Origin of the sequence: Mesorhizobium sp. M1143, from assembly GCF_040318435.1 — a bacterium.
GTDB lineage: Bacteria > Pseudomonadota > Alphaproteobacteria > Rhizobiales > Rhizobiaceae > Mesorhizobium.
The window spans coordinates 60,453-81,592 of the sequence record NZ_JAMYMJ010000005.1; the positions used below are offsets into that span (position 1 = coordinate 60,453).

The 21,140-nt window shown below is 63.5% G+C and carries 23 protein-coding genes; 14 read left to right on the forward strand and 9 right to left on the reverse strand.

Translation table 11 applies throughout. The features are described 5' to 3' along the window. Window positions 1-139: 139 nt before the first annotated feature. Window positions 140-451: an endonuclease domain-containing protein gene (locus NKH35_RS06110; RefSeq protein ID WP_352913911.1), complete on the reverse strand. Its 312-nt coding sequence runs from the start codon at window positions 449-451 to the stop codon at window positions 140-142. Window positions 452-706: 255 nt separating this feature from the next. On the opposite strand from NKH35_RS06110, the gene NKH35_RS06115 reads away from it, so the two are divergent. From NKH35_RS06115 to msrA, 3 genes are all read left to right on the forward strand, one after another. After that, window positions 707-1,408, forward strand: a complete 702-nt coding sequence (locus tag NKH35_RS06115; RefSeq protein WP_023824048.1) for a DUF1223 domain-containing protein — start codon at window positions 707-709, stop codon at window positions 1,406-1,408. Between the two features lie 79 nt (window positions 1,409-1,487). Next, window positions 1,488-1,772 carry a hypothetical protein gene (locus tag NKH35_RS06120; RefSeq protein ID WP_023824047.1) on the forward strand — a complete coding sequence of 95 codons (285 nt, stop codon included), beginning with the start codon at window positions 1,488-1,490 and terminating at the stop codon, window positions 1,770-1,772. Between the two features lie 111 nt (window positions 1,773-1,883). Further along, window positions 1,884-2,609 carry a peptide-methionine (S)-S-oxide reductase MsrA gene (msrA, locus tag NKH35_RS06125; protein WP_352500157.1) on the forward strand — a complete coding sequence of 242 codons (726 nt, stop codon included), beginning with the start codon at window positions 1,884-1,886 and terminating at the stop codon, window positions 2,607-2,609. A gap of 164 nt (window positions 2,610-2,773) precedes the next feature. On the opposite strand, the gene NKH35_RS06130 is transcribed toward msrA, so the two are convergent. Together NKH35_RS06130 and NKH35_RS06135 are read right to left on the reverse strand one after the other, a co-directional pair. Continuing rightward, window positions 2,774-3,778: a cytochrome d ubiquinol oxidase subunit II gene (locus NKH35_RS06130; protein ID WP_023732791.1), complete on the reverse strand. Its 1,005-nt coding sequence runs from the start codon at window positions 3,776-3,778 to the stop codon at window positions 2,774-2,776. A 107-nt stretch (window positions 3,779-3,885) separates the two neighbouring features. Continuing rightward, entirely contained in the window at window positions 3,886-5,247 is a 1,362-nt protein-coding gene (locus tag NKH35_RS06135; RefSeq protein ID WP_352913789.1) for a cytochrome ubiquinol oxidase subunit I, read from the reverse strand. 269 nt (window positions 5,248-5,516) lie between these two features. Here NKH35_RS06135 and NKH35_RS06140 point away from each other — a divergent pair, with 269 nt between their 5' ends. Then, the gene (locus tag NKH35_RS06140; RefSeq protein WP_023696074.1) at window positions 5,517-6,443 is read left to right on the forward strand and encodes an ABC transporter ATP-binding protein; all 927 of its coding nucleotides are present in this window, start codon (window positions 5,517-5,519) and stop codon (window positions 6,441-6,443) included. Further along, the gene (locus tag NKH35_RS06145) at window positions 6,440-7,201 is read left to right on the forward strand and encodes an ABC transporter permease (protein WP_352913791.1); all 762 of its coding nucleotides are present in this window, start codon (window positions 6,440-6,442) and stop codon (window positions 7,199-7,201) included. Before NKH35_RS06140 ends, NKH35_RS06145 begins: the two co-directional genes overlap by 4 nt. 192 nt (window positions 7,202-7,393) lie before the next feature. Here NKH35_RS06145 and NKH35_RS06150 read toward each other — a convergent pair whose 3' ends face one another. Continuing rightward, complete coding sequence (locus NKH35_RS06150; protein ID WP_352913793.1) at window positions 7,394-8,425, reverse strand: phosphatidylglycerol lysyltransferase domain-containing protein; 1,032 nt, start codon at window positions 8,423-8,425, stop codon at window positions 7,394-7,396. 163 nt (window positions 8,426-8,588) lie between these two features. Between NKH35_RS06150 and NKH35_RS06155 the strand changes: the two genes are divergently transcribed. The 3 genes from NKH35_RS06155 to NKH35_RS06165 all read left to right on the forward strand — a co-directional run bounded on the left by NKH35_RS06155 (window position 8,589) and on the right by NKH35_RS06165 (window position 11,318). Further along, window positions 8,589-9,761, forward strand: a complete 1,173-nt coding sequence (locus tag NKH35_RS06155) for a flavin-containing monooxygenase (protein ID WP_352913796.1) — start codon at window positions 8,589-8,591, stop codon at window positions 9,759-9,761. A 394-nt stretch (window positions 9,762-10,155) separates the two neighbouring features. Beyond that, the gene (locus NKH35_RS06160) at window positions 10,156-10,641 is read left to right on the forward strand and encodes a MarR family winged helix-turn-helix transcriptional regulator (RefSeq protein ID WP_023714444.1); all 486 of its coding nucleotides are present in this window, start codon (window positions 10,156-10,158) and stop codon (window positions 10,639-10,641) included. Next, the gene (locus NKH35_RS06165; protein ID WP_352519089.1) at window positions 10,638-11,318 is read left to right on the forward strand and encodes a GNAT family N-acetyltransferase; all 681 of its coding nucleotides are present in this window, start codon (window positions 10,638-10,640) and stop codon (window positions 11,316-11,318) included. Before NKH35_RS06160 ends, NKH35_RS06165 begins: the two co-directional genes overlap by 4 nt. 79 nt (window positions 11,319-11,397) lie before the next feature. On the opposite strand, the gene NKH35_RS06170 is transcribed toward NKH35_RS06165, so the two are convergent. Then, window positions 11,398-11,622, reverse strand: a complete 225-nt coding sequence (locus NKH35_RS06170) for a hypothetical protein (protein WP_023687518.1) — start codon at window positions 11,620-11,622, stop codon at window positions 11,398-11,400. Window positions 11,623-11,852: 230 nt separating this feature from the next. On the opposite strand from NKH35_RS06170, the gene NKH35_RS06175 reads away from it, so the two are divergent. The 4 genes from NKH35_RS06175 to NKH35_RS06190 all read left to right on the forward strand — a co-directional run bounded on the left by NKH35_RS06175 (window position 11,853) and on the right by NKH35_RS06190 (window position 15,268). Further along, window positions 11,853-12,194 (forward strand): hypothetical protein, encoded by a 342-nt coding sequence (locus NKH35_RS06175; protein WP_023681268.1) that lies wholly within the window; start codon window positions 11,853-11,855, stop codon window positions 12,192-12,194. 4 nt (window positions 12,195-12,198) lie between these two features. After that, window positions 12,199-12,909, forward strand: coding sequence for a phosphatase PAP2 family protein (locus NKH35_RS06180; protein ID WP_352560011.1), 711 nt, complete (start codon window positions 12,199-12,201; stop codon window positions 12,907-12,909). 288 nt (window positions 12,910-13,197) lie between these two features. Beyond that, window positions 13,198-13,467, forward strand: coding sequence for a helix-turn-helix domain-containing protein (locus tag NKH35_RS06185; RefSeq protein ID WP_352560013.1), 270 nt, complete (start codon window positions 13,198-13,200; stop codon window positions 13,465-13,467). Between the two features lie 79 nt (window positions 13,468-13,546). Beyond that, complete coding sequence (locus NKH35_RS06190) at window positions 13,547-15,268, forward strand: SulP family inorganic anion transporter (RefSeq protein ID WP_352462822.1); 1,722 nt, start codon at window positions 13,547-13,549, stop codon at window positions 15,266-15,268. 18 nt (window positions 15,269-15,286) lie between these two features. On the opposite strand, the gene NKH35_RS06195 is transcribed toward NKH35_RS06190, so the two are convergent. Next, the gene (locus NKH35_RS06195; protein ID WP_352560015.1) at window positions 15,287-16,144 is read right to left on the reverse strand and encodes an NHL repeat-containing protein; all 858 of its coding nucleotides are present in this window, start codon (window positions 16,142-16,144) and stop codon (window positions 15,287-15,289) included. A 115-nt stretch (window positions 16,145-16,259) separates the two neighbouring features. Between NKH35_RS06195 and NKH35_RS06200 the strand changes: the two genes are divergently transcribed. Next, window positions 16,260-17,060, forward strand: a complete 801-nt coding sequence (locus NKH35_RS06200) for a helix-turn-helix domain-containing protein (protein ID WP_352560017.1) — start codon at window positions 16,260-16,262, stop codon at window positions 17,058-17,060. 174 nt (window positions 17,061-17,234) lie between these two features. Next, window positions 17,235-18,611, forward strand: a complete 1,377-nt coding sequence (locus NKH35_RS06205) for an adenylate/guanylate cyclase domain-containing protein (protein WP_023687510.1) — start codon at window positions 17,235-17,237, stop codon at window positions 18,609-18,611. A 50-nt stretch (window positions 18,612-18,661) separates the two neighbouring features. Here NKH35_RS06205 and NKH35_RS06210 read toward each other — a convergent pair whose 3' ends face one another. The 3 genes from NKH35_RS06210 to NKH35_RS06220 form a co-directional block, all read right to left on the reverse strand. Further along, on the reverse strand, window positions 18,662-19,489 hold the full coding sequence (locus NKH35_RS06210; protein WP_023710375.1) for a C40 family peptidase: 828 nt from the start codon (window positions 19,487-19,489) through the stop codon (window positions 18,662-18,664). Between the two features lie 41 nt (window positions 19,490-19,530). Continuing rightward, window positions 19,531-20,469 carry a CHAD domain-containing protein gene (locus NKH35_RS06215; protein WP_352560019.1) on the reverse strand — a complete coding sequence of 313 codons (939 nt, stop codon included), beginning with the start codon at window positions 20,467-20,469 and terminating at the stop codon, window positions 19,531-19,533. Window positions 20,470-20,555: 86 nt separating this feature from the next. Next, window positions 20,556-21,053, reverse strand: coding sequence for a CYTH domain-containing protein (locus NKH35_RS06220; protein WP_023681278.1), 498 nt, complete (start codon window positions 21,051-21,053; stop codon window positions 20,556-20,558). Between the last annotated feature and the right edge of the window lie 87 nt (window positions 21,054-21,140).

The window sequence follows — 21,140 nt, forward strand, 5'->3', positions numbered from 1 at the left end:
TGGGGCGGCTTTAGCAGGGGCGGGTTGCAGGGGCAAGCGGGGTGGCGGTGCCCTTGCCTTCTCCCCTTGTGGGAGAAGGTGGATCGGCGCGCAGCGCCGAGACGGATGAGGGGTGTTCCAGCTTGACGCCGGCGTTCTTTCACCGCCATGGCTGCAAACTGACATCCCTTACATAAGCGATTTTCGTGGTGCAGACGCTGTCCATGTCTTTCAGGACATCGTCGTTCCAAAAGCGCAACACACGAAAGCCTCTCGCCTCCTGTTCCGTTCTACGGGCCTGGTCTGACTCTGAGTCCGCATGCTGACTCCCATCGATCTCGATGATGAGGAGTGATTCAAGACAAGCGAAATCGGCGACGTATTTTCCAACAGGAACTTGGCGCCGAAATTTGATCCGATCGAGCCTGCGGTCACGTAGTTCGTGCCACAGTTTGTCTTCCGCCTCCGTCATTTCACGTCGGAGCGAATGGGCAAAGTTTCGTTTGGCAGGAGCGAACGGGCTGATGTGGCATGACGTTAGATTAACCAACGTCTCACTCCGCTGGAACACCCCTCATCCGTCTCGGCGCTTCGCGCCGATCCACCTTCTCCCACAAGGGGAGAAGGCAACGACGCGTCCGCCCCCAATCACGAAGCGGTGAACCATGTAACGAAGCCTCGGGCAGCGGCGAAGTGTGGGATGAACCCGCCGCAACGGAGACCCCCGATGACTGGACTTAACCCAAAACGCGCCGGCATGCTGGCTGCCGTAGGCGCCGCGCTGATGATGCTTGGCGGCACCGCCTTCGCCCAGCCGCTCACCGTGGTCGAATTGTTCACCAGCCAGGGCTGTTCGTCTTGCCCGCCGGCCAATGCCAATCTGATCAAGGTCAAGGACGAGCCGGGCGTTCTGGCGCTGTCGTTCAACGTCACCTACTGGGACTATCTCGGCTGGAAGGACATTTTCGGCCGCGAGGAATTTACCCAGCGCCAGGTGCGCTATGAGCCGTCGCTCGGCCGCTCCGGCCCGTTCACGCCGCAGGTCGTGGTCAATGGCGGTGCCGATGCGGTGGGTGCAGCGCCCGGCGAGATCGAGCAGCTGATTTCCGCGAGCGGTCACACGAACGGGCCGACGCTGTCGCTCGACGGCGGCAAGATCAGCATCGGCGCCGGTTCCGCGCCGGCCGGCCGCGCCGATGTCTGGCTGGTCCGCTACAACAAGGGCGTCATCGAAGTGCCGGTGGCGCGCGGCGAGAATACCGGGCGCACGCTGCCGCATGCCAATGTCGTGCACTCGCTGGAGAAACTCGGCAGCTGGAGCGGCGACGCCACCACACTGCCGCTGCCGGCGGCAAGCGGCGGGCTGAGCACCGCGGTGCTGGTGCAGTCGCCGGGTGGTGGGCCGATCCTGGCTGCAGCCGCCGACTGATTCTTTTTCTACGCAACGCCGCTAGCGCGGCATAACCGGGCCCGCATCCGCGCGCCCTCTTCAAGGAGGAAATACCATCATGACCAAGATCCTGACCGCACTCGCCTTTGCGCTTTCGATGACCGCCTTCGCCGCCGGCGCCCGCGCCGAAGACGCGACCAGCGCCATGAAGCCGGCGATGGCAACCGAGGCGATGAAGCCCGCTACCGATGCCATGGCGCCGGCGACCGATGCCATGAAGCCAGCCGACCCAATGGCGACGAATGCGATGAAACCCGCCACCGACGCCATGAAGCCGGCCGATGCCATGAAACCCGCAACGGATGCGATGAAGCCGGCGGACGCCATGGCGCCCGCGCAATAAGACTTGATCCCATGGCCCGGCCGCACAGTGGCCGGGCCGGCGCACGGCAATTTGAGAAACCAGGCGGGACGTTCTGTCGTATAGTCTTCGCCACCATCAAGGAGATCAGACATGACCGGCATTGCAAGGACGAGAACGCCGATCTTCAAGAGCGCGCTTGCCGCGCTCATCGTCGCCGCCGCCGCGGCCGCCTTCTGGCAGAGCCCGGCGCGCTCGGCCGAGGACGCGGTGGTGATCCCGCCGCCGGCAGTGGACGAGAAGGCCGCCAGCGGCAGCGAGAAGGCTATCTTCGCCGGCGGCTGCTTCTGGGGCGTGCAGGGCGTGTTCCAGCACGTCAAGGGCGTGACCAAGGCCGTCTCCGGCTACACCGGCGGCGCCAAGGATGACGCCGTCTACGAAACGGTGGGCAGCGGCCGCACCGGCCACGCCGAATCGGTCGAGATCACCTACGATCCGTCCAAGGTGACCTATGGCCAGCTGCTGCAGGTCTATTTCTCGGTCGCCCACAACCCGACGCAGTTGAACTTCCAGGGCCCGGACTCGGGCACCCAGTACCGCTCGACCATCTTTGCCGAGAATGGCGAGCAGCAGAAGATCGCCCAGAGCTACATCGCCCAGCTCGACCAGGCCAAGGTGTTTGCCAAGCCGATCGTCACCACGCTGGAGACGGGCAAAACCTTCTATCCGGCCGAGGAATATCACCAGGACTTTCTGACGCTGAACCCGACCTACCCCTACATCGTCTACAACGACCTGCCCAAGGTGGCGAATTTGAAGGCGCTGTTCCCGGGGTTGTATAGCGAGAAGCCGGTGCTCGTGCTGGCGGGGAAGAGCTGAGCACCTAATCTCCCCCCTCGAGGGGGGATGTCGCCGGAGGCGACAGAGGGGGTCGGTCCGACCGGACGCGACCTCCTGCGGCAGAAGAAGGTTAGCGCTCCACGCGCGGCGACCCCCTCTGGCCTGCCGGCCATCTCCCCCTCAAGGGGGGAGATCAGCTCCCCTCAATCATACGTCAGATCCGTCGCCTTGCCCCCGAACACCCGATACGCATAGAACGAATAGAAGATGATCACCGGCAGCACGACCACCGTGCCGGCGAGGATGATGGCCAGGCTTTCCGTCGCCGACGCCGCCTGCCAGATGGTCAGCCTGTCGGGCACCACGAAAGGATAGAACGACCAGGCAAGCCCGGCAAAGCCGAGCGCGAAGATGGTGGCGAGCGTCAGGAACGGCCGCAGCGCATGGCGGTCGTCGGGCTTGGGCAGGTGGAAGGTCTGCCGCCACAGCCACATGAACAGCAGCGCCGACAGGATCGGCAGCGGCGACAGATAGAGCATTTCGGGCCAGACGAACCATTTGGCGAAGATACGCGGGCTGGCGAATGGGGTCGCCAGCGACACCGCCGCCATGCCGAGCGCGGTCAGCACCAGGGCTGTCCGCAGCCAGGCCACCGCCTTCCTCTGCAATTCGCCCTCGGTCTTGTAGATGACCCAGGCCGCGCCCATCGCTGCATAGGCCGCCGACAGGCAGAGCGCCACCAGCGCGCCGAAAGCGATGCCACCAAAACCGACATCGAGGCCAAGCACATAGACGCCGAGCATATAGCCTTGCGCCACCGAGGCGATGACGGAACCGAGGAAGAAAATGCGGTTCCAGCGATGCTTCTTGCCGGCCGGCACCTTGGCGCGGAAATCGAAGGCGACGCCGCGCAGGATGAGGCCGACCAAAAGCACGAAGACCGGAATGTAGAGCGCGGTGAGGATGACGCCATGCGCCAGCGGGAAGGCGACCAGGAGCAGGCCGACGGCCAGCACCAGCCAGGTCTCGTTGGCATCCCAGAACGGGCCTATTGCCGCGATCATGGTGTCCTGCTCGGCATCTTCGGCGACCGAGAACAGGATGCCGATGCCGAGATCGAAACCGTCGAGAATGACGTAGATCAGGATGGCGAGGCCCATCAGGCCGGCGAAGATCAGGGGCAGCGCGGTTGGCCAGTCGAAGCTCATCGGTCTGTCATCCCTCTCATCAACGGTTCTGCCCTTCGCTATGGCTCCGGGCGTTCGTCATTCGAAAAGCCAAATCGTTGGCTTTTCGTCCGCCACGCGGACCATTCTCACTCCGCTGCGGCCGGTTGCGACATCGCCGTCTTCATCACGCCCGGCAGCGGCGAGGTATCGCCGTCCTTGGCGGCCTTCAGCGCCAGGTGCACCAGCACGCCGAGATAGGCGATCAGCAAAAGCACATAGAGGATAAGATAGATGGAGAGCGTCAGCGCGACATGGCTGCCGGCGACCGGGCCGATAGCGTCGGCGGTTTTCAGCACGCCGGTGACCAGCCAGGGCTGGCGGCCGATTTCGGTGGTGTACCAGCCGGCCAGCGTCGCCAGCCAGCCGGAGAGCGCCATCGGCACCATCAGCATGGCCAGCGGCCTCGGCAGGCTGTGGCGGCGCTTGAGGAAGAAGGTCGCCGACCACGAGACGATGAGCATCAAAATGCCGGTGCCGACCATGATGCGGAAGCCCCAGAACACCGGGAAGACCGGCGGATGCAGGCCGGGATAGTCGTTGAGCCCCGGCACGATACCGCTGGTGGAATGGCGCAGCACCAGGCTGGCGCCGTCGGGAATGGCGATCTCGAATTTGTTTTCCTTCGCCGCCTCGTCGGGCAGCGCAAACAGCACCAGCGGCACGTTGGGGCCGGTGTTCCAGTTCGCCTCCATGGCGGCGATCTTCTGCGGCTGGTGCTCCAGCGTATTCAGCCCGTGCTGGTCGCCGGCGAAGATCTGGATCGGGATCAGGATGGCGGCGGTGAAGACGCCGGTGCGCAGCGCCTTCCACATCGATTCCGACCGGTCGCCGGTGAGGTAGCGCAGCGCCGACAGGCCGGCGATCAGGAACGACACCGTCAGGCCGGAGGCAAGCAGCATATGCGTCAGACGGTAGGGCATGGACGGGTTGAAGACGATCGCCCACCAGTCGACGGGATGCGCCTTGCCGTCGATCATCTCGAAGCCGGCCGGCGTCTGCATCCAGGAATTGAGCGCAATGATCCAGAAGGCCGACAGCGTGGTGCCGCCGGCGACCAATACCGTCGCCAGCGTGTGGACGCGGTTGGAGACGCGGCGGAAGCCGAACAGCATGATGCCGAGGAAGGCCGCTTCGAGGAAGAAGGCGGTGAGGATCTCGTAGGCAAGCAGCGGCCCGGCGATGTTGCCTACATGCTCCATATAGCCCGGCCAGTTGGTGCCGAACTGGAAGCTCATGGTGACGCCCGAGACCACGCCCATGGCGAAGGACAGCGCGAACACCTTTACCCAGGTGAAATAGGCGCGCATCCAGGCGGAATCATTGGTGGCGTTGTAGCGGAGCTTGAAGAACAGCAGCACCCAGCCAAGCGCAATCGTGATGGTCGGAAACAGGATGTGGAACGAGATATTCGCCCCGAACTGCATTCGCGACAGGATGAGCGGGTCCATGCGGGCTCCGGCTGCTGTTTGTTGGCGCAGAATAGGCGGCGGATGCGGTCCGGTCAAAGCGGCTTGGCGTCACGCGGGGCGCGTTGTCGCAGCAGATCGTATCAAACCGTCAGCGCCCCGACACCCCATGACGAAACGGCAAAAGGGGAACGTTTGTCCACAATTGTCAGCAGCGGCATTGACTTCCGAGCCTGCACACCGACATTCAGCGCAATAATAATCCCCGCCTCTTTCAAACAGTCGTTTTCGGCCTCATGTCTTCCACGAATTTGCCTTCCATCATTTCGATTGCCGGGGTCACCAAGACCTACGCCACCGGCTTCAAGGCGCTGAAGGAAATCAACCTCGACATCGAACGCGGCGAGATTTTCGCGCTGCTGGGGCCGAACGGCGCCGGCAAGACGACGCTGATCTCGATCGTCTGCGGCATCGTCAACCGTTCGTCGGGAACGGTGACCGTCGACGGCCACGACATCAACCGAGACTACCGCGCCGCGCGCAGCCTGATCGGGCTGGTGCCGCAGGAGTTGACCATCGATGCGTTCGAGAGCGTCTGGGCAACCGTCACCTACAGCCGCGGCCTGTTTGGCAAGGCGCCCAATCCGGGCTTCGTCGAAAAGGTGCTGCGCGACCTGTCGTTGTGGGACAAGAAGGACGCCAAGGCGATCACGCTGTCGGGCGGCATGAAGCGGCGGCTGATGATTGCAAAGGCGCTGTCACATGAGCCGCGCATCCTGTTCCTCGACGAACCCACGGCCGGCGTCGACGTCGAACTGCGCCAGGACATGTGGGCGATGGTGCGGCGGCTGCGCGACGATGGCGTCACCATCATCCTCACAACGCACTATATCGAAGAGGCCGAGGCGATGGCCGACCGTGTCGGTGTCATCAACCGCGGCGAGATCATCCTGGTCGAGGGCAAGGCCGAACTGATGCGCAAGCTCGGCCGCAAGCGCCTGATCGTGGAATTGCGCAACCCGCTCACCGCCATTCCCGATGCATTCTCGCACTACGCCTTGGAGCTGTCGGGCGATGGCACACAGCTGACCTACACCTATGACAACCAGAGCGAACGCCCCGGCGTCGCATCGCTGCTGCGCGAACTCGAGACGGCCGGCATCCAGTTTCGCGACATGGACACGCAAAACAGCTCGCTCGAGGAGATCTTCGTCAATCTGTTGAGGCAAGAGCCATGAATTGGCGAGCAGTATGGGCGATCTACCGGGTCGAGATGGCGCGTGCGTTCCGCACCGTGCTGCAGAGCATCGTCTCGCCGGTGATCTCGACATCGCTTTATTTCGTCGTCTTCGGCTCGGCCATCGGCTCGCGCATCACCGAGATTGACGGCATCAGCTACGGCGCCTTCATCGTGCCCGGCCTGATCATGCTGTCGCTGTTGACGCAGTCGATCTCCAACGCCTCCTTTGCCATCTATTTCCCGAAATTCGTCGGCTCCATCTACGAGCTCTTGTCGGCGCCGGTGTCGTATCTGGAGATCGTCATCGCCTATGTCGGCGGCGCCGCGACCAAGTCGATCATCCTCGGCTTGATCATCCTGGCGACGGCCTCGCTGTTCGTGCCGCTCACCATCCAGCATCCGTTCTGGATGCTGGCCTTCCTTGTCTTGACGGCGGTGACCTTCAGCCTGTTCGGCTTCATCATCGGCATCTGGGCGAAAAGCTTCGAGCAATTGCAGCTGGTGCCGCTGTTGATCATCACGCCGCTGACCTTCCTCGGCGGCAGCTTCTATTCGATCAACATGCTGCCCGAGACCTGGCGCACGGTGACGCTGTTCAACCCGGTCGTCTACCTGATCAGCGGTTTCCGCTGGAGCTTTTACGGCACGTCCGATGTCTCGGTCGCCGTCAGCCTGGGCATGACGATGGTGTTCCTCGCCATCTGCATCGCCATCGTCGCCTGGATCTTCCGCACCGGCTACCGGCTGCGCAACTGACCCTGCCGCTCTAAAGCGCGTCGCGTTTGAACGGATTCAGGCGACGCGCATTAGGTCTTTGTTTTTATGCATGTCGTTTGCTCAAATCGGGACCACTTTTGAGCGACATGCAAATAGGCGATCGCCCGTGCGCCGGTCAAATCAACAGTTTTGCTGGGGGCAATTTGGCCACGTTGGCCGCCACGGATATCGCTAGATCGCCTTGATGAGGCGCAGCAACCCCAGCATCTCGATCAGCCTGCCTTGGCGGAAGGCGATGTAGGTCGGTTCCTCGACGCCGTGGAAGCGGCGCTTGAACGCCGCCTGGCCCTTGAGGTTGAACTTGCTGCGGTTGACCCAGGGCGACTCATAGGCCCGCTCGAAGGCGTTGCGCCAGAAGCTTGATTCGGCAAAGCCGTTGGCTCCGACATCGAGCATCGGCGACAGGCCGAGCGTGACGACCGAAATGCCCTCATTGCGAAACCGGTCGACGGCGAATTTGGTCAGCCCGATCTCGGCATGCGGCGAGGCATCGATGTGCTTGCGCTTGAACGAGGTGGTGTAGCCGATCACCTTGCCGCCACTGAACATCGGATCGAAATCGAGCAGGGCGACGAGCTCGCCTTCCGGGCTGTAGAGCACGAAACGGCGCATATCGATGCCGAGATGATCGGCAAAGGGCCGGTTGAGGAACGCCATCTCCCAGCGCTTGACGATGCGGTCGGCCCGCCAGTTCTGCGACAGGCGCTGGACCTCGTCGAGATAGACCGCTCCTTCGCCAAAGGAAAACCCCTTCTTCAAGAGCCAGCGTTCGGAATAGCGCACGGTTTCGTTGCGCTTGCCGGAAAAATCGTGAGCCGGCAGCTCCAGCCGCGTGTCGACACCGAGGCGGTTGACCTGGTAGCCGAGCCCGGCCAGAACGCGCGCCGTCGGTTCGCCGATCTGCACGAACCACGGGCTGTCGGCGGCTTCGACAAAGCGCCTGATATAGTCGGGCCGATCGGCCGGATGGGCCACCGGGTCACCGAGCGCGAAATGGTGCTTCATCTTGGTGCCGAAGGCGATGTAGCCGTCGGCGTCGCCGAAATAGGACAGCTTTTGCTGCACGGCGGTCGAATAGGCCAGCGAGAAGTCGCCGTGCTGGCGGACAAGCGCCAGCCGCTCGACATGCGAAAAATCCTGGCGCGGCACCTTGGCTGCGGCGCCCTCAAGCAGTCTGTCGAGAAAGATACGCAAGGAGGGCATGGTCGAGCTTCCGCGTGCCGATGATAAACAGAGGCTTGCCCCCAAGGCCTCGAATCAGTCGCATTGACGCGACCTCATTATCGATCATATCGCCCCTGTGCCATATGGGACGTGCCATATAGGACGGGTCCCCATGGCGCACCTAAAAGGAAATCTCGACCGAATGGCGGCTACGACAAGCGAAACGATGCCTATCGTCCTGGGGCCGAAAGGACCCGACTATACGGTTATCGTCATCGGCGCCGGATCGGCGGGGCTGGCGGCCGCCGACGCGCTTGGCCGGCGCGGCGTGTGGGTCGTCGTGCTTGAAAAGGAGCCGCGGATCGCCGAACCGTGGCGACGGCGGCACGAGAAGCTGACCCTCAACACGCATCGCGCGCTATCGGCCCTGCCCGGCCTTGCCTATCCGCCACGCACCGCCGCCTTTCCGAACAAGGATGCCATCGTCGGCTATCTCCAGGACTTTGCCCGCACCCGCGGCATAAGGGTCGAATTCGGCACCGCCGTCGAGCGGATCGAACGCAGAGGCAATGGCTGGCTCGTCCATACGGGCCAGGAAACGCTGAGCGCCCGCAATGTCATCGTCGCCACCGGCCGCGACCGCTTGCCATGGACGCCGGACTGGCAAGGCAAGGCGACTTTCACTGGCAAACTTGTCCACGCCGCCGATTTCGGCACAGCGCAGGACTATGTGGGCAAAAGCGTGCTGGTGGTCGGGGCCGGAAATTCCGGCTTCGACGTGCTCAACCACCTCGCCCGTGCCGACACCAAGGCCATCTGGTTGTCAGCCAGGCAGGGTCCGTCACTGATGCCGAAGCGGATCGGCAAGGTCGCGGTGGCGCGCTTCGGCGGTTTCATGGCGATGCTGCCGACTTGGATTGCCGATGCCGCGATTGCCGCGACGCAGCGGCTGGTGTTCGGCGACCTCACCCGCTTCGGCCTGCCGCCCGCGCCGAAGGGCGGCGCCAGCCGGCTCGGTGTCGAGCAGATCGCGATTGCCGTTGATGACGGCGCCGTCGCCGCGCTGAAGGCCGGACGGATTTCGGTGGTGGCGCCGGTGGCGGCTTTCGAAGGCGCTGGCGTGCGGCTGAACGACGGCACGGTGCTCGAGCCGGATGTGGTGATTGCGGCAACCGGCTATCGCACCGGCCTGGAGGCCATGCTGGGCGATCTCGGCGTGCTCGACGCCAAGGGCGTGCCGAAGGCCAATGGCGGCACCCCGAGCGGCCAGCCCGGCCTGCGGTTCATTGGCATGCGGCCAAGCCTGACCAGCTATTTTCACAGCGCCGGCCTGCAAGCCGAAGCGATTGCCCGTCAGATCGCCAAGGGGTTGTAGACGAGCGCTTCTGGACGGAGAACCACCGCACTTCGGGCTGCTGCTGTGGCGCGGACTGGTGGTTCAACGCATCTGCAAGACGGGATCGAATATCCTGGCGATTGGGCGAAACGCCATCCCGTCGTCATCCACGGGCGAAGCAAGGAGCGTAGCGACGCGGCGCAGGCCCGAGGATCCATGCCGTGACTTCTGAGCTACGCTGCGTTGCAGGTTCTGCTCCGCTGCTTCCACGGCCAAGGCATGATCCCTGGGTCTCCGCGACGGAGCTTCGCTCCTGCTTCGCCCAAGGACGACGAAGTTGAGATGCTTGCGGCCAACTTCCAAAGCAGGCGCTTGAACTCGTTCATTGCATTATTATATAACATGTTATACTTATCCAGGAGACGGACCACCCATGGAAGACATCATTCGATCCCTTGGCTATCTCACCCTCGGCAGCAGGCTGAAGCGCATCGGCGAGCAGTTGCAGGCCGATACGCAGCGCATGCTCGATGGGCTGGAGGTGCCGGTGCAGTCCAGCCAGTATCCTCTGCTGGCCGCGCTCGACCGGCTTGGGCCGCTGCCTGTCGGCGAACTGGCGCAGTCACTGGGGATCACCCAGCCGGGGGTGACGCGCAGCGTGGCGCTGCTGGCCGAGTTGGGGCTGGTCGAGGCCGCGCCATCGGACGACGACCAGCGCCGCAGGATGATCTCGCTGACCGCGAACGGCCAGCGCCTGGTCGACAAGGCGAAGCGGAACGTTTGGCCGCGCATCGAGAACGCCGTTGCCGACTTGTGCAAAGGCCTTGCAGGGCCGCTTCTCGAACAACTCTCGGCAATGGAGGACGGCCTGGCGGCGGCCCCGCTCGATCGTCGTGTGAAGCAGGATGCTGCGCCATGAGCCATGTCCTCGATCGTCCGGTCTGGAGCGCGCTCGACACGCGGCATCGGATCTTTGCGTATGGCGACAGGCTCGCCAGGCGCTATCCCTCCTCGATCGTCCCCTTCGCGGCTTCCGGGGCAGACGGCGCTGAGAGCCTGCAGGCGCTCGCAAGCCTCATTCCTGCAGGTGAGAGCGTGTTCATGCTCCAGGCGGACCCCATTGCCTTGCCGCCGGAACTGACCGCGACCGTGACCGCCTTCGGCGTTCAGATGGTTGCCGAGGCGCCATTGCCTTCCGTGTCGGACGAGCGTGTGCAGCAGCTGACGCAGGACGACGCGGCCGAGATGCTTGCTTTGGCGTCACTGACCAAGCCCGGCCCGTTCACGCTCAAGGCGCTGAGCCTCGGCGAGTTCTGGGGCGTGAAGATCGGCGGCCGGCTGGCGGCGATGGCCGGCGAGCGCATGAAGCAGCCCGGCTACAGCGAACTCAGCGGCGTCTGCTCGCATCCCGAATTTCGCGGCAGCGGCCTCGGCCGGCTGCTGTCGGTGTTCGTGGCCAACCGAATTTTTGCGCGCGGCGAAATTCCCTACCTGCATGCCTATGCCAGCAATGCCGGCGCGGTCCGGTTGTACGAGTCCATCGGCTTCAGGCTGAGGGCAGAGATGAATGTGGCCGTCGTGCAGCGCGCCAGCTAGAGGCCTTTGTTTTTTACCCAATTCCGGACGGAAACCGCTTCACACTTTTCTGGAATTGCTCCAGGCCGCCTTGCAGGCCTCAGGCTGATTTCGGCTCCAACCGGCGGAAACCCACGGTTTCCATAAGCATATCTTCCTCGACCATGCCGGCATTGTGCAGCGCAAGCAGGTTCAGCGCGATCTCCCGCGCATCCGCGGAATCGGGATGCACGTCGCGCCTGCGGCAGGCTTCGTCGAACACGCGTTGCAGCCTGGCGATGTCGTCGGGTTTCAGCAGGCCACGGTCATAGACGGACTTTGGCATCGCAGTCTCCTCCAGAAGACGTAGGACGCCATGTTTAAAAGTCCATTCTTTTCTAATGCTTGAGCGCAGCTGCCTGGGTTTGCACGAATCCGACCGAGCGTGGCAGTCAGACCGCGATCGCGCTGCCATTCATTCAGCACCTCGGCCGTGGCCTGTTCCGCCGCAGTCTGCTTGACGTGCCGCCACGCTTGCGAAACAAGAGCTGCCACAAAGGACAGCGAGGCACAAAAGTGAGTTTCTGGGGACTGGCGCAGCTCGTCATTTCGACGGTGATCTTCCTGCTGGCGGCCATCGCGGCCAAGCAATGGGGGCTGGCGCCAAGCCTTGGCAAGATCGTGCTGACACTGGCGCTCTATACGGCGGGCAATCTGATGATGCTGCGGCTGGTTCGTGAGTTCGGCATGTCGGTGTCGTTCAGCCTGTCGGCGGTGATCCAGCTGGTGGCGGTCAATGTGGTGGCGCTGGTGTTCTTCGGCGAACGCGTCAATGCCTTGCAGGCGACCGGCATCGTGCTGGCCATCGCGGCGGTGGTGCTGATCTCGCTCGGGCCTTACCTGCAGGGGCGACTGTAATCCGATGAAGACCCCGCGTGCGTTCACCAACTGGCTTGAATTTCCGGTGCTGCTGGCCGGGCTGGTGATAGCCGCCGGGCTGTGGGGCTTCGAGGAACTGATGGAGGTGGCGCGGGCCACCACGCCGCACGCTTTCGATACTGAGATCCTGCTCGCTTTCCGAAAAGTGGGTCAGCCGGATGTTCCCGTCGGCCCGGCATGGCTGGAAGGCGCGATGCGCGACATCACCAGCCTCGGCAGCTCCAGCGTGCTGGTGCTGATCGTAACGGCGGTGATCGTCTACCTCCTGCTGATCCGTAGGCCGAGGACGGCGCTGCTGATCTTTGTCGCGATGGCTGGCGGGCAGCTGCTGTCGACCTTGCTCAAGGCCGGCATCGACCGGCCGCGCCCCGATCTTGTCTCGCACCTGGCCAACGAGACGTCGCTGTCGTTTCCCAGCGGCCACGCCATGCTGTCGGCGGTGACCTATCTCACGCTGGGCTCGCTGGCAGCGCGCTTCCTGCCGGGACGAACGACGAAAATCTATGTCCTCAGCCTGGCGGTGCTGGTAACGCTGCTGGTCGGCGTCAGCCGCGTCTATCTCGGCGTCCACTGGCCTTCCGACGTGCTGGCCGGATGGTGCGCCGGCTTCACCTGGGCGACGCTGTGCTGGCTGGCGGCGCGAATGCTGCAGCGGAACAAGGCGGTGGCCGATGGCAACGAGCCCGAAGACTGACGATCCGGAGCGACATTCAAATCAGCCGGTTGATCAGCCCGTGTCCGCAGCCTGCCAGCAGAAAAACCGCCGACAGCAAGGCTGCCGACGTCGTCAAGGTCCTGAAAATCTTCAACTGATATTTCCCCGCCAATAAGAGCCAAGGCGGTTAACGTAGCATGCTCATCCCGTATCCCGCCATCCGGCTTTGTGGAGAGATCATGTTTCATGTATGCTTTATGATGGTTGAAACATCACTATGATTGTATTACACGTCGTCTCCGCAGACTCAGACGGGGGTTCCGACCGATGATCACTGCCGCCCAGATGCGCGCCGCGAGGGCGCTGGCCGGCATCGATCAGAAGACGCTCGCCGAGCGTGCCGGCGTTTCGCTTCCGACAATCCAGCGCATGGAAGCGAGTGACGGCGTGGTCAGGGGTGTGGTCGATACGCTGATGAAGGTTATCCAGGCTCTCGACGAGGCCGGGGTGGAGCTCATCGGCGAGAACCAGACCAGCGAGCGCGGCGGCCGGGGCGTGCGCCTCAAGCCGGTCGCGCCGCCGGACCCGCAAGGCTGAGCCGGCATATAGTCGCGACGGCGACCGCCGACAGTCCTGCCGACGATCCCGCCGCCTTCACGCAAGCGGAAGGCATTCCATGGATCAGATCCGGCGGGCAGTGCATCAACCGGCCCAGAAGTCGGCAAAGCCGACATTTTCAGAGCTGTTCACGCCCAAGCTGGTGACGGTCTGGCGCGAAGGTTACCGCCTGCCGCAGTTCAAGGCCGACTTCATGGCCGGGCTGACCGTCGCTATTGTCGCGTTGCCGCTGTCGATGGCGATTGCGATTGCTTCGGGCGTGACGCCGGAGCGCGGCCTGTTCACGGCTATTGTCGGCGGCTTCATCGTCTCGGCGCTCGGCGGCAGCCGCTTCCAGATCGGCGGCCCGGCCGGCGCCTTCATCGTGCTGGTGGCGGCGACGGTGCAGCGCGAAGGCGTCGATGGGCTGCTGCTGGCGACGATGATGGCCGGCATCTTCCTGCTCGCCATCGGCTATCTCCGGCTCGGAACCTATATCAAATTCATCCCTTACCCGGTGACAGTCGGCTTCACCGCCGGCATCTCGATCATCATCTTCTCCGGCCAGATCGTCGAACTGTTCGGGCTGAGGCTTGCCGGGCCGGAGCCCGGGCCGCTGCTGCCGAAACTAATGGCGATCGGCCACGCGGCCGGCACGCTCAATATCTCGGCAACGCTGGTGGCGGCGCTGACCATCGCCACCATCGTCGGGGTGAAGCGCTGGCGGCCCGGCTGGCCGGGCATGCTGATCGCCGTCGGACTGGCCTCCCTTGTCGTGGCGCTGCTTTCGCTGCCGGCGGAAACGATCGGCACCCGCTATGGCGGCATTCCGCGCAGCCTGCAATTTCCGGCGCTGCCGGCGCTCAGCCTCGACAAGGCGCTTGCGGTGCTGCCGGATGCGGTGGCCTTTGCGCTGCTCGGCGCCATCGAATCGCTGCTGTCGGCCGTGGTCGCCGACGGCATGACCGGGCGGCGGCACCGTTCCAATTGCGAGCTTGTCGCGCAAGGCTTTGCCAACATCGCGTCTGCCCTGTTCGGTGGCATCTGCACCACCGGCACCATCGCCCGCACCGCCACCAATGTGCGGGCCGGCGCGCATGGGCCGGTTTCCGGCATGCTGCATTCGCTTTTTCTGCTGGTCTTCATGCTGGTGGCCGCACCAATGGCGAGCTACATCCCGCTTGCCGCCCTTGCCGGGGTGCTGGCGGTTGTCTGCTGGAACATGTTCGAGAAGCAGGCCTTCGCCACGTTGCTGCGCGCTTCGCGCGGCGACGCCCTGGTGCTGATGGCAACCTTCCTGATCGTCGTCTTCCGCGATCTCACCGAAGGCATCGTCGTCGGCTTCGCGCTAGGCTCGATCCTGTTCATCGACCGCATGGCCAAGTCGATCGCCGTGGAGGCGGATTTGCCGCTGGTGCAGGACGATGTCGCCGACAGCAGCGGCCGCGCCTACGATGCAAGCGAGGCAAGCGACGCCGACACCGTCGTCTATCGCATCTCCGGCGCCTTCTTCTTCGGCGCCGCCTCGACTGTCGGCACGGTGCTCGACCGCATCGCCGACCAGCGCAAGAACTTCATCCTCGATTGCTCGGCGGTGCCGTTCTTCGATTCCACCGCGGCCAATGTCATCGAGGGCGCGGCGCACAAGGCGAAGCGCGCAGGGGTGCGTTTCATCATCGCCGGTGCCTCGCCGCAGACACGGCGCATGCTGATCAACCACGGCGTCAAGCGGCCGCTGGTGACCTTTGCCGCCTCGATCAAGGATTCGCGGGCGCAACTCAAAGCCGCGCCCGCTGGCTGAGCCGGCAAGTGTGCGCCGTCAGTCCAGGCTCAGCACCGCGATCTCGCCCTCGTTCATCAGCGGCACGAAAATCCGCGTGCCGTCTGTGCCGATATCGGCGCTGCCCGGCTTGAACTGCTCTACAGCCTCCGGCGCCTCGCCGACTTTGTACCGATAGAGCGTGCCGGTCATGAAGGCGGTGGCGTAGATGCTGTCGCCGATGGCGACGACGCCGTCGAGGTCGGCAAAGTTTTGTGCGCCAGGCAGCGGCGTCACGGCTTTCGTCGCGAGATCGACCGACAGCAGGCCCCCGGGCGCGGCAGTGCTGAAGTCCGGCTTGATGCCCTTGCCCCAGGACGCCACGATCAGCCGATCGCGATCGGCAAAGATGCCGTTGGGTGCGGCGAGCTTCGCATCCTTCACGAACAGTTCCGGCTTGTCGCCGTCAATGCGGTAGATCGCATCGGCCAGCATGTCGGTGACATAAACCTTGCCCGAACCGTCCGATGTCACGTCATTGAGGAAAACGGCGCCGGGCACATTGATGGTCGAGATGAGCTTGCCGCTGGCGAGATCGACGATGCGCACCTTGGTGATATCGGCGACGTAGAGCTTGCCGCCGGAGATCGCCGAGCCTTTTGGTGCATCCATGCCGTCGGTCCAGTGCCGGCTAACGACCTTGCCGTCCAGCGACAGCACCGAGAGATAGCCGTTGCCGTCGGCCTCCCCGGGATTGCCGACGATGTTGGAGACGATGATGCGATTGTTGGCGGCGTCGAACAGCGCCGATTCCGGTTGCTCGAAGCCCGAGGCGCGCCAGAGTTCGGCGGCCTCGGCCGCAGATGCGAGCGCGATACCGAAGGCGGCGACGCAAATCGAGGTGATGAGGGTTTTCATGGCCAGGTCTCCTGTGATGGATGGCGGAGAGCTAGGAGTTTCGATACTTTTCCGGAAGGACGATTCGAGCTAGTATCGGAAACCGATACGAAATGGCGCAAAAGAGGTGCATTCCATGAACGGCCTGATTTTCGAGGCGCTGAAGCGGACGCTGAAGGCCAAGGGCGTCACCTATCGTGAGCTTGCCGGGCGGATGGGCGTTTCCGAGCCGACGGTCAAGCGCATCTTCCACGAGCGCAACTGCAAGCTCGACCGTCTCGTCGGGATCTGCGCTGCCGCCGGCGTCGAGCTGGAAAACGTGCTGGGGTCGATGAACCGGGGGCCGGGACCGGTCAACCGCATCGCGCCGGAGGTCGAGCGCAAGCTTGCCGGACGGCCGGCGTTGCTGTTCATCTTCGTCATGCTGTCGGAGAAATTCACGCCCGAGGGCGTCATGCGCTCGCAGGGCTTGAGCGAAGCGTCGATGTTCCTCTACCTGCGCGATCTCGAAGCGCTCGGCCTCATTGCGCTGGGCAGCGGGCTGTCGGCACGGCTGCTGGTCGACACACCGATCCAGTGGAATTTCGAAGGGCCGCTCAGGCCGCTGTTCGAGATGACAAACAAGAATTTCATCGGCTGGGCGATCACCGATCTGGAGCGGGAAGCGACCTTCGTCTCTTTCTCCAGGCGGATGCGGCCGGAGACGGCGGAGATGGTGAAGCGCGAGGCGGAGGAACTGGCCGAGCGCGCCAAACTGCTCGCCCATCACGACCAGCACACGACGCCGGAAGACGGGCTGACCGGCTACAAATGGACATTTGCTTTTGGCGCAACCCCGTTTCCGGCGATCATGCCGATCGGCCCGCACCCCAGGGATGCCGGTGCGTCCGACCGGCCCACCGCTCCGGCAAAGGGACGCCGCCCGTTGCCGGCCTGACTGGGCCATCATCCGAGCAGGATTGCATCTGGCGGCTGAGCTTGTCGCGCTCCAGTCCGGAGGTGCTTCAAAAATGAAGCCACATTCATGATAGAGTTCGCGCGCTGATTTGCCAGACTGCACGGGGCGGGTTTGCCGAATGCGTGACCGTCCCCGCAAAATCGAAGTGATCCTATGCCGACCGCGCCAACACTTGAACTTCGCCGCTATTCGCGCCTGAAAAATTTGCGGGAGCGCGCAGAACGCCAGGGTGCTGCATTGCAGTTCTGGGCGCGCACGGCATCGCTCGCCGTGATCTCCTGCTTCTTTTCATTGATCAGCCGCTGGGATGCCTCGCTGCTCTTCGTGCTGGCGGGCCTAGCGCTGTTCCAGCTCGTCGGCCTGATCCAGTTTCGCTTTGCGCGCCGTCGCAACGCGCCATGGTGGATCGGTTACCTCGTCGGTACGCTGGACATCATTCTGTTGACCGTTCTGCTGGTAACGCCCAACCCGTTTTCCCTCGAGGTCGCGCCGGCCGCGATGCAACTGCGCGAGGGCAGCTTCAAATTCCTGCTGATTTTCGTATGCCTTGGCGCGCTGACCCTTTCGACACGATTGGCGCTCTATCTCGGCGCGCTCGCGGCCTTGACGTGGACGATCGGGGTGGGATGGGTGGTTTTTCATGCGGGAACCGTCATTCCGGCAACGAACCTCTATTCGCTGCCGATGACAGAGCGACTGAATCTCTATCTCAACCCCAATTTCGTCGATACGTTCGCGCAGGCGACCAATGTGTTGGTTGTGCTGATTATCGGCGCGATCATGGCGCTGGTCGTCTCTCGTTCCCGGCATCTGTCGGAAGACTATGTCAAGGCAGAGCGCGCCCGCGCCAATCTCGCCCGGCATTTTTCGCCCAATGTCGTCGACCAGCTCGCCTCGGATGACGAGCCCTTCGGTCCGGTCCGCCGGCAGGATATCGCGGTGCTGTTCGCCGACATCGTCGGCTTCACACACTATTCCGAGGATCATCCGGCCGAAGCAGTGTTCGAACTACTGCGTCAGTTCCACCGTCGCATGGAGCAGGTCGTTTTCGACCACCATGGCACCGTCGACAACTATATCGGCGATTGCATCATGGCGACCTTCGGGGTTCCGCAGGCCAGCCATGACGACGCAACCCGGGCCATCCGGTGCGCTGAAGCGATGATCGCCGCTATCGAAGACTGGAATGTCCAGCGTGTGTCCAGGGGATATCCGCCGCTGGACGTTCGGATCGGTGCACAATATGGCGCCGTCGTCCTCGGCGCGGTCGGCAGCGAGCGCAACCTGTCCTTCGCGGTGGTGGGCGACACCGTCAACGTCGCCAGCCGTTTGCAGGCGCTCTGCCGGGAGCTTCAGGCGAATATTTGCTTTGGGTCACGACTGATCGAGGCCGCGAAGGCGGAATCGCTCGGGACACAGCTGAATGCGCGCGATCATGGACCGGTTAGCATCCGCGGCCGGGACGAACCGGTCCATGTCTGGGTCGAACACAGGGCCGAAAACCAGGGCGCCATCGCGGTTTCGGCGTGATGCAGGCCGCCATGTGAGACGCCTGCACCTCATGACTCAGGCCGAAGCCATCACGTGTCTGAGGCGATTGCGCCAGCCTTCGCGGCTGCGGCGTCGGTGCCTGCCTTGTCCTCCCAGGTCACCGCGCGGTAGTCGAAACCAAATTCCAGCGTCGGTTTCACGATGCGGAAGAAGGGCGACAGGTCGAAGTCGCGCGGCGTGTAAAGCGAGTGGTGGCGGATGTGCAGGATTTCGCGGCGCGAATAGTTCGACTGCGCCGAGGCGCGGCCGGGCGCGCGGGTGATCTCGGGCAGGATCGGGTAGCGGATCTCGCCATAGGCTTCGGCGATCAGCGTCGAGCAAATGGCGCGCGTCGGATCGCCGGAACCGAAAGCCAGCATGCGGCGGCGCCAGCGCACCGGCACCGGCGGCGTCGGCAGGAAAAAGCGCAGCATGTCGAAAATGTTCTTGAGATCGTATTTCAGGCCGAGCTTGCCGATCATGAAGGCGACGACATGGTCGCGGTCTTCCGGGGTCAGCCCGCTCGCCCGGCAGATACGGGTGTTGTAGGTGCGGTAGCGCGACAGCGGCACGGCGACACAGCCTTCGCCGAGCGTCACTTCGATCAGCCGACGCCGTTCCGATCCGTCCTCCGGCTCGGACAAGGCATCGCCGATATAGAAGGCCGCATGCGACCAGGTCGACTGGGTCAGGTATTTGATCGCCGCCGAGATCTTCTGGTTGCCTTCGATGAGCAGGATGTCGCCGGGCTCGAGCGTGCGCCGCAACGTCTCGGCGTCGGACGGCGTGTAGGGCTCATAGCCCGAGGATTCGTCCTGCAGCCGGCCGGCAAGCCAGCGGCCAAGTCGGTCGAGAAGCGTGTCGCGCGGCGCGGTCATGGTAAAGTGTGACTAGCACGAGGTGACGTCCTCGGCCATGATCAACCGACCGGGACCTCTTTCGACAATACCGGGCCGGCGAGGTCGTCGCGCGCATTGCGCGCGAGTTTCTTTGTCGAGCGCTTGGGGCTGTCGCCGAACAGCTCGGCCGCTCCGGCGAGGCAGCTCTTCTTCAGGCTTTTTTCCGAGCGCTTCAAAAGCTTGCCAAGAAGCCTTGTGTCCTGCGCATCGCCGAGCGGCTCACCGTCGGCCTCGAGCAACACGCGCATGACGAAGACGTCGTGCAGTTCGCCGAGCCTTTCGCCCAGTTCGTCGACCGCCTTGCGCCGCACCTTGATCGGCGTCGGCCACAGCCGGCCGAGCAGCGACAAATGCATCGAGTGGGTCTTGGCAGCCTTGCGCAGATCGTGGAAATCCTCTGCTTCGCCGCGCGATCCCGCCCGGTCCAGCGCCTTCCTGGCCCGGCGCAAGGTCTTGCGAGCGCCTTCCGCAAGCACATCGGCTGCATGCTCAGGCAGATCGGGGAGCAGCAGCCGCTCGATCCGGATCAGGCCTTCCTCGCAGGCGGCGGTGGCCGCGCCTATGGCGGCGTCGAGACCAGCCCCGGCATGGATTTCATGCTGGCGGGCGATAAGCCGGTCGCGCACGCTGTCGAGGCCGCCGCCGGCAACCTGCTCGGGAAAGGCGGCTGCCAGCCGGTCGACGGTCTCGACCAGCGCGGTCGCCTCGCGCGGCCCGGCAAGCAGCGCCGCCACCTGACGGTAGCATTGGTTCTCAGTCCGACAGAATGTTTCATTTCCGGAACGGACCAGCCGCAGCAAGGCGCGCGCGCTCTTCAGCCGCTTGCGGCATTTGTGCAATGCCTGCTCCGGCTGGTCGCGCGCGACGGCCAGATGGGCAAGCGCCTTGCCGATCTCCTCGCCAAGGATACGCCTGACCTCGCCGGTCAGCGGCAGGCGCGGATCGATGCGAAAGCTCATGCGGCGATCTCCGGAATCCCCCTAGAGCATGATGCCGAAAAGTGTGAAGCGGTTTTCGGACGACATCATGCTCCATCTCTTTTGATTTAGAGCCGGATTCCGATTTTAGGTCGACCCGACCTAAAATCATCCGGCTCTAGGGCGAGCGACGCGTTGTAAAATCTCTGCTCGCCGGTCACTTCGCGGCCGAGCCAATCAGGCAGCATTTCGTCAGGTACATCCTCCGGCGTCTCCAGTTCGGCCACCACAAGGCCGGCTAGGATCCCGCCGAAAACATCGACTTCGTAGAGATAGCCGCGATGCCTAACATGGTGGCGTGTCTTCTCGATGACATGTCCGATGGCGAAGGCCAGCATCTCCTCGGCATCAGTCAGAGGAATTTCATATTCGTATTCGTCGCGCTCGCGGATCTTGCTGCCGAATTTGAGCGTCAGCTTCGCCGAACTGCCGTCGCTGATGCGCACGCGCACGGTGCGGCCAGGTGCTGCGGCAAGATAGAACTGGCGAATGCGTATATTCGCCTCGGCCATTTCTAGCCATTCGGCGCTGGAGACCAGGAACTTGCGTTCGACTTCCTTGCCCATGGCCGCGCACTAAAGCGTCTGCGGCGCGACATGGCAAGCGGCCGTAGACAATCAATTTGACTTTAATCAATCGTTTGATTAAACAGG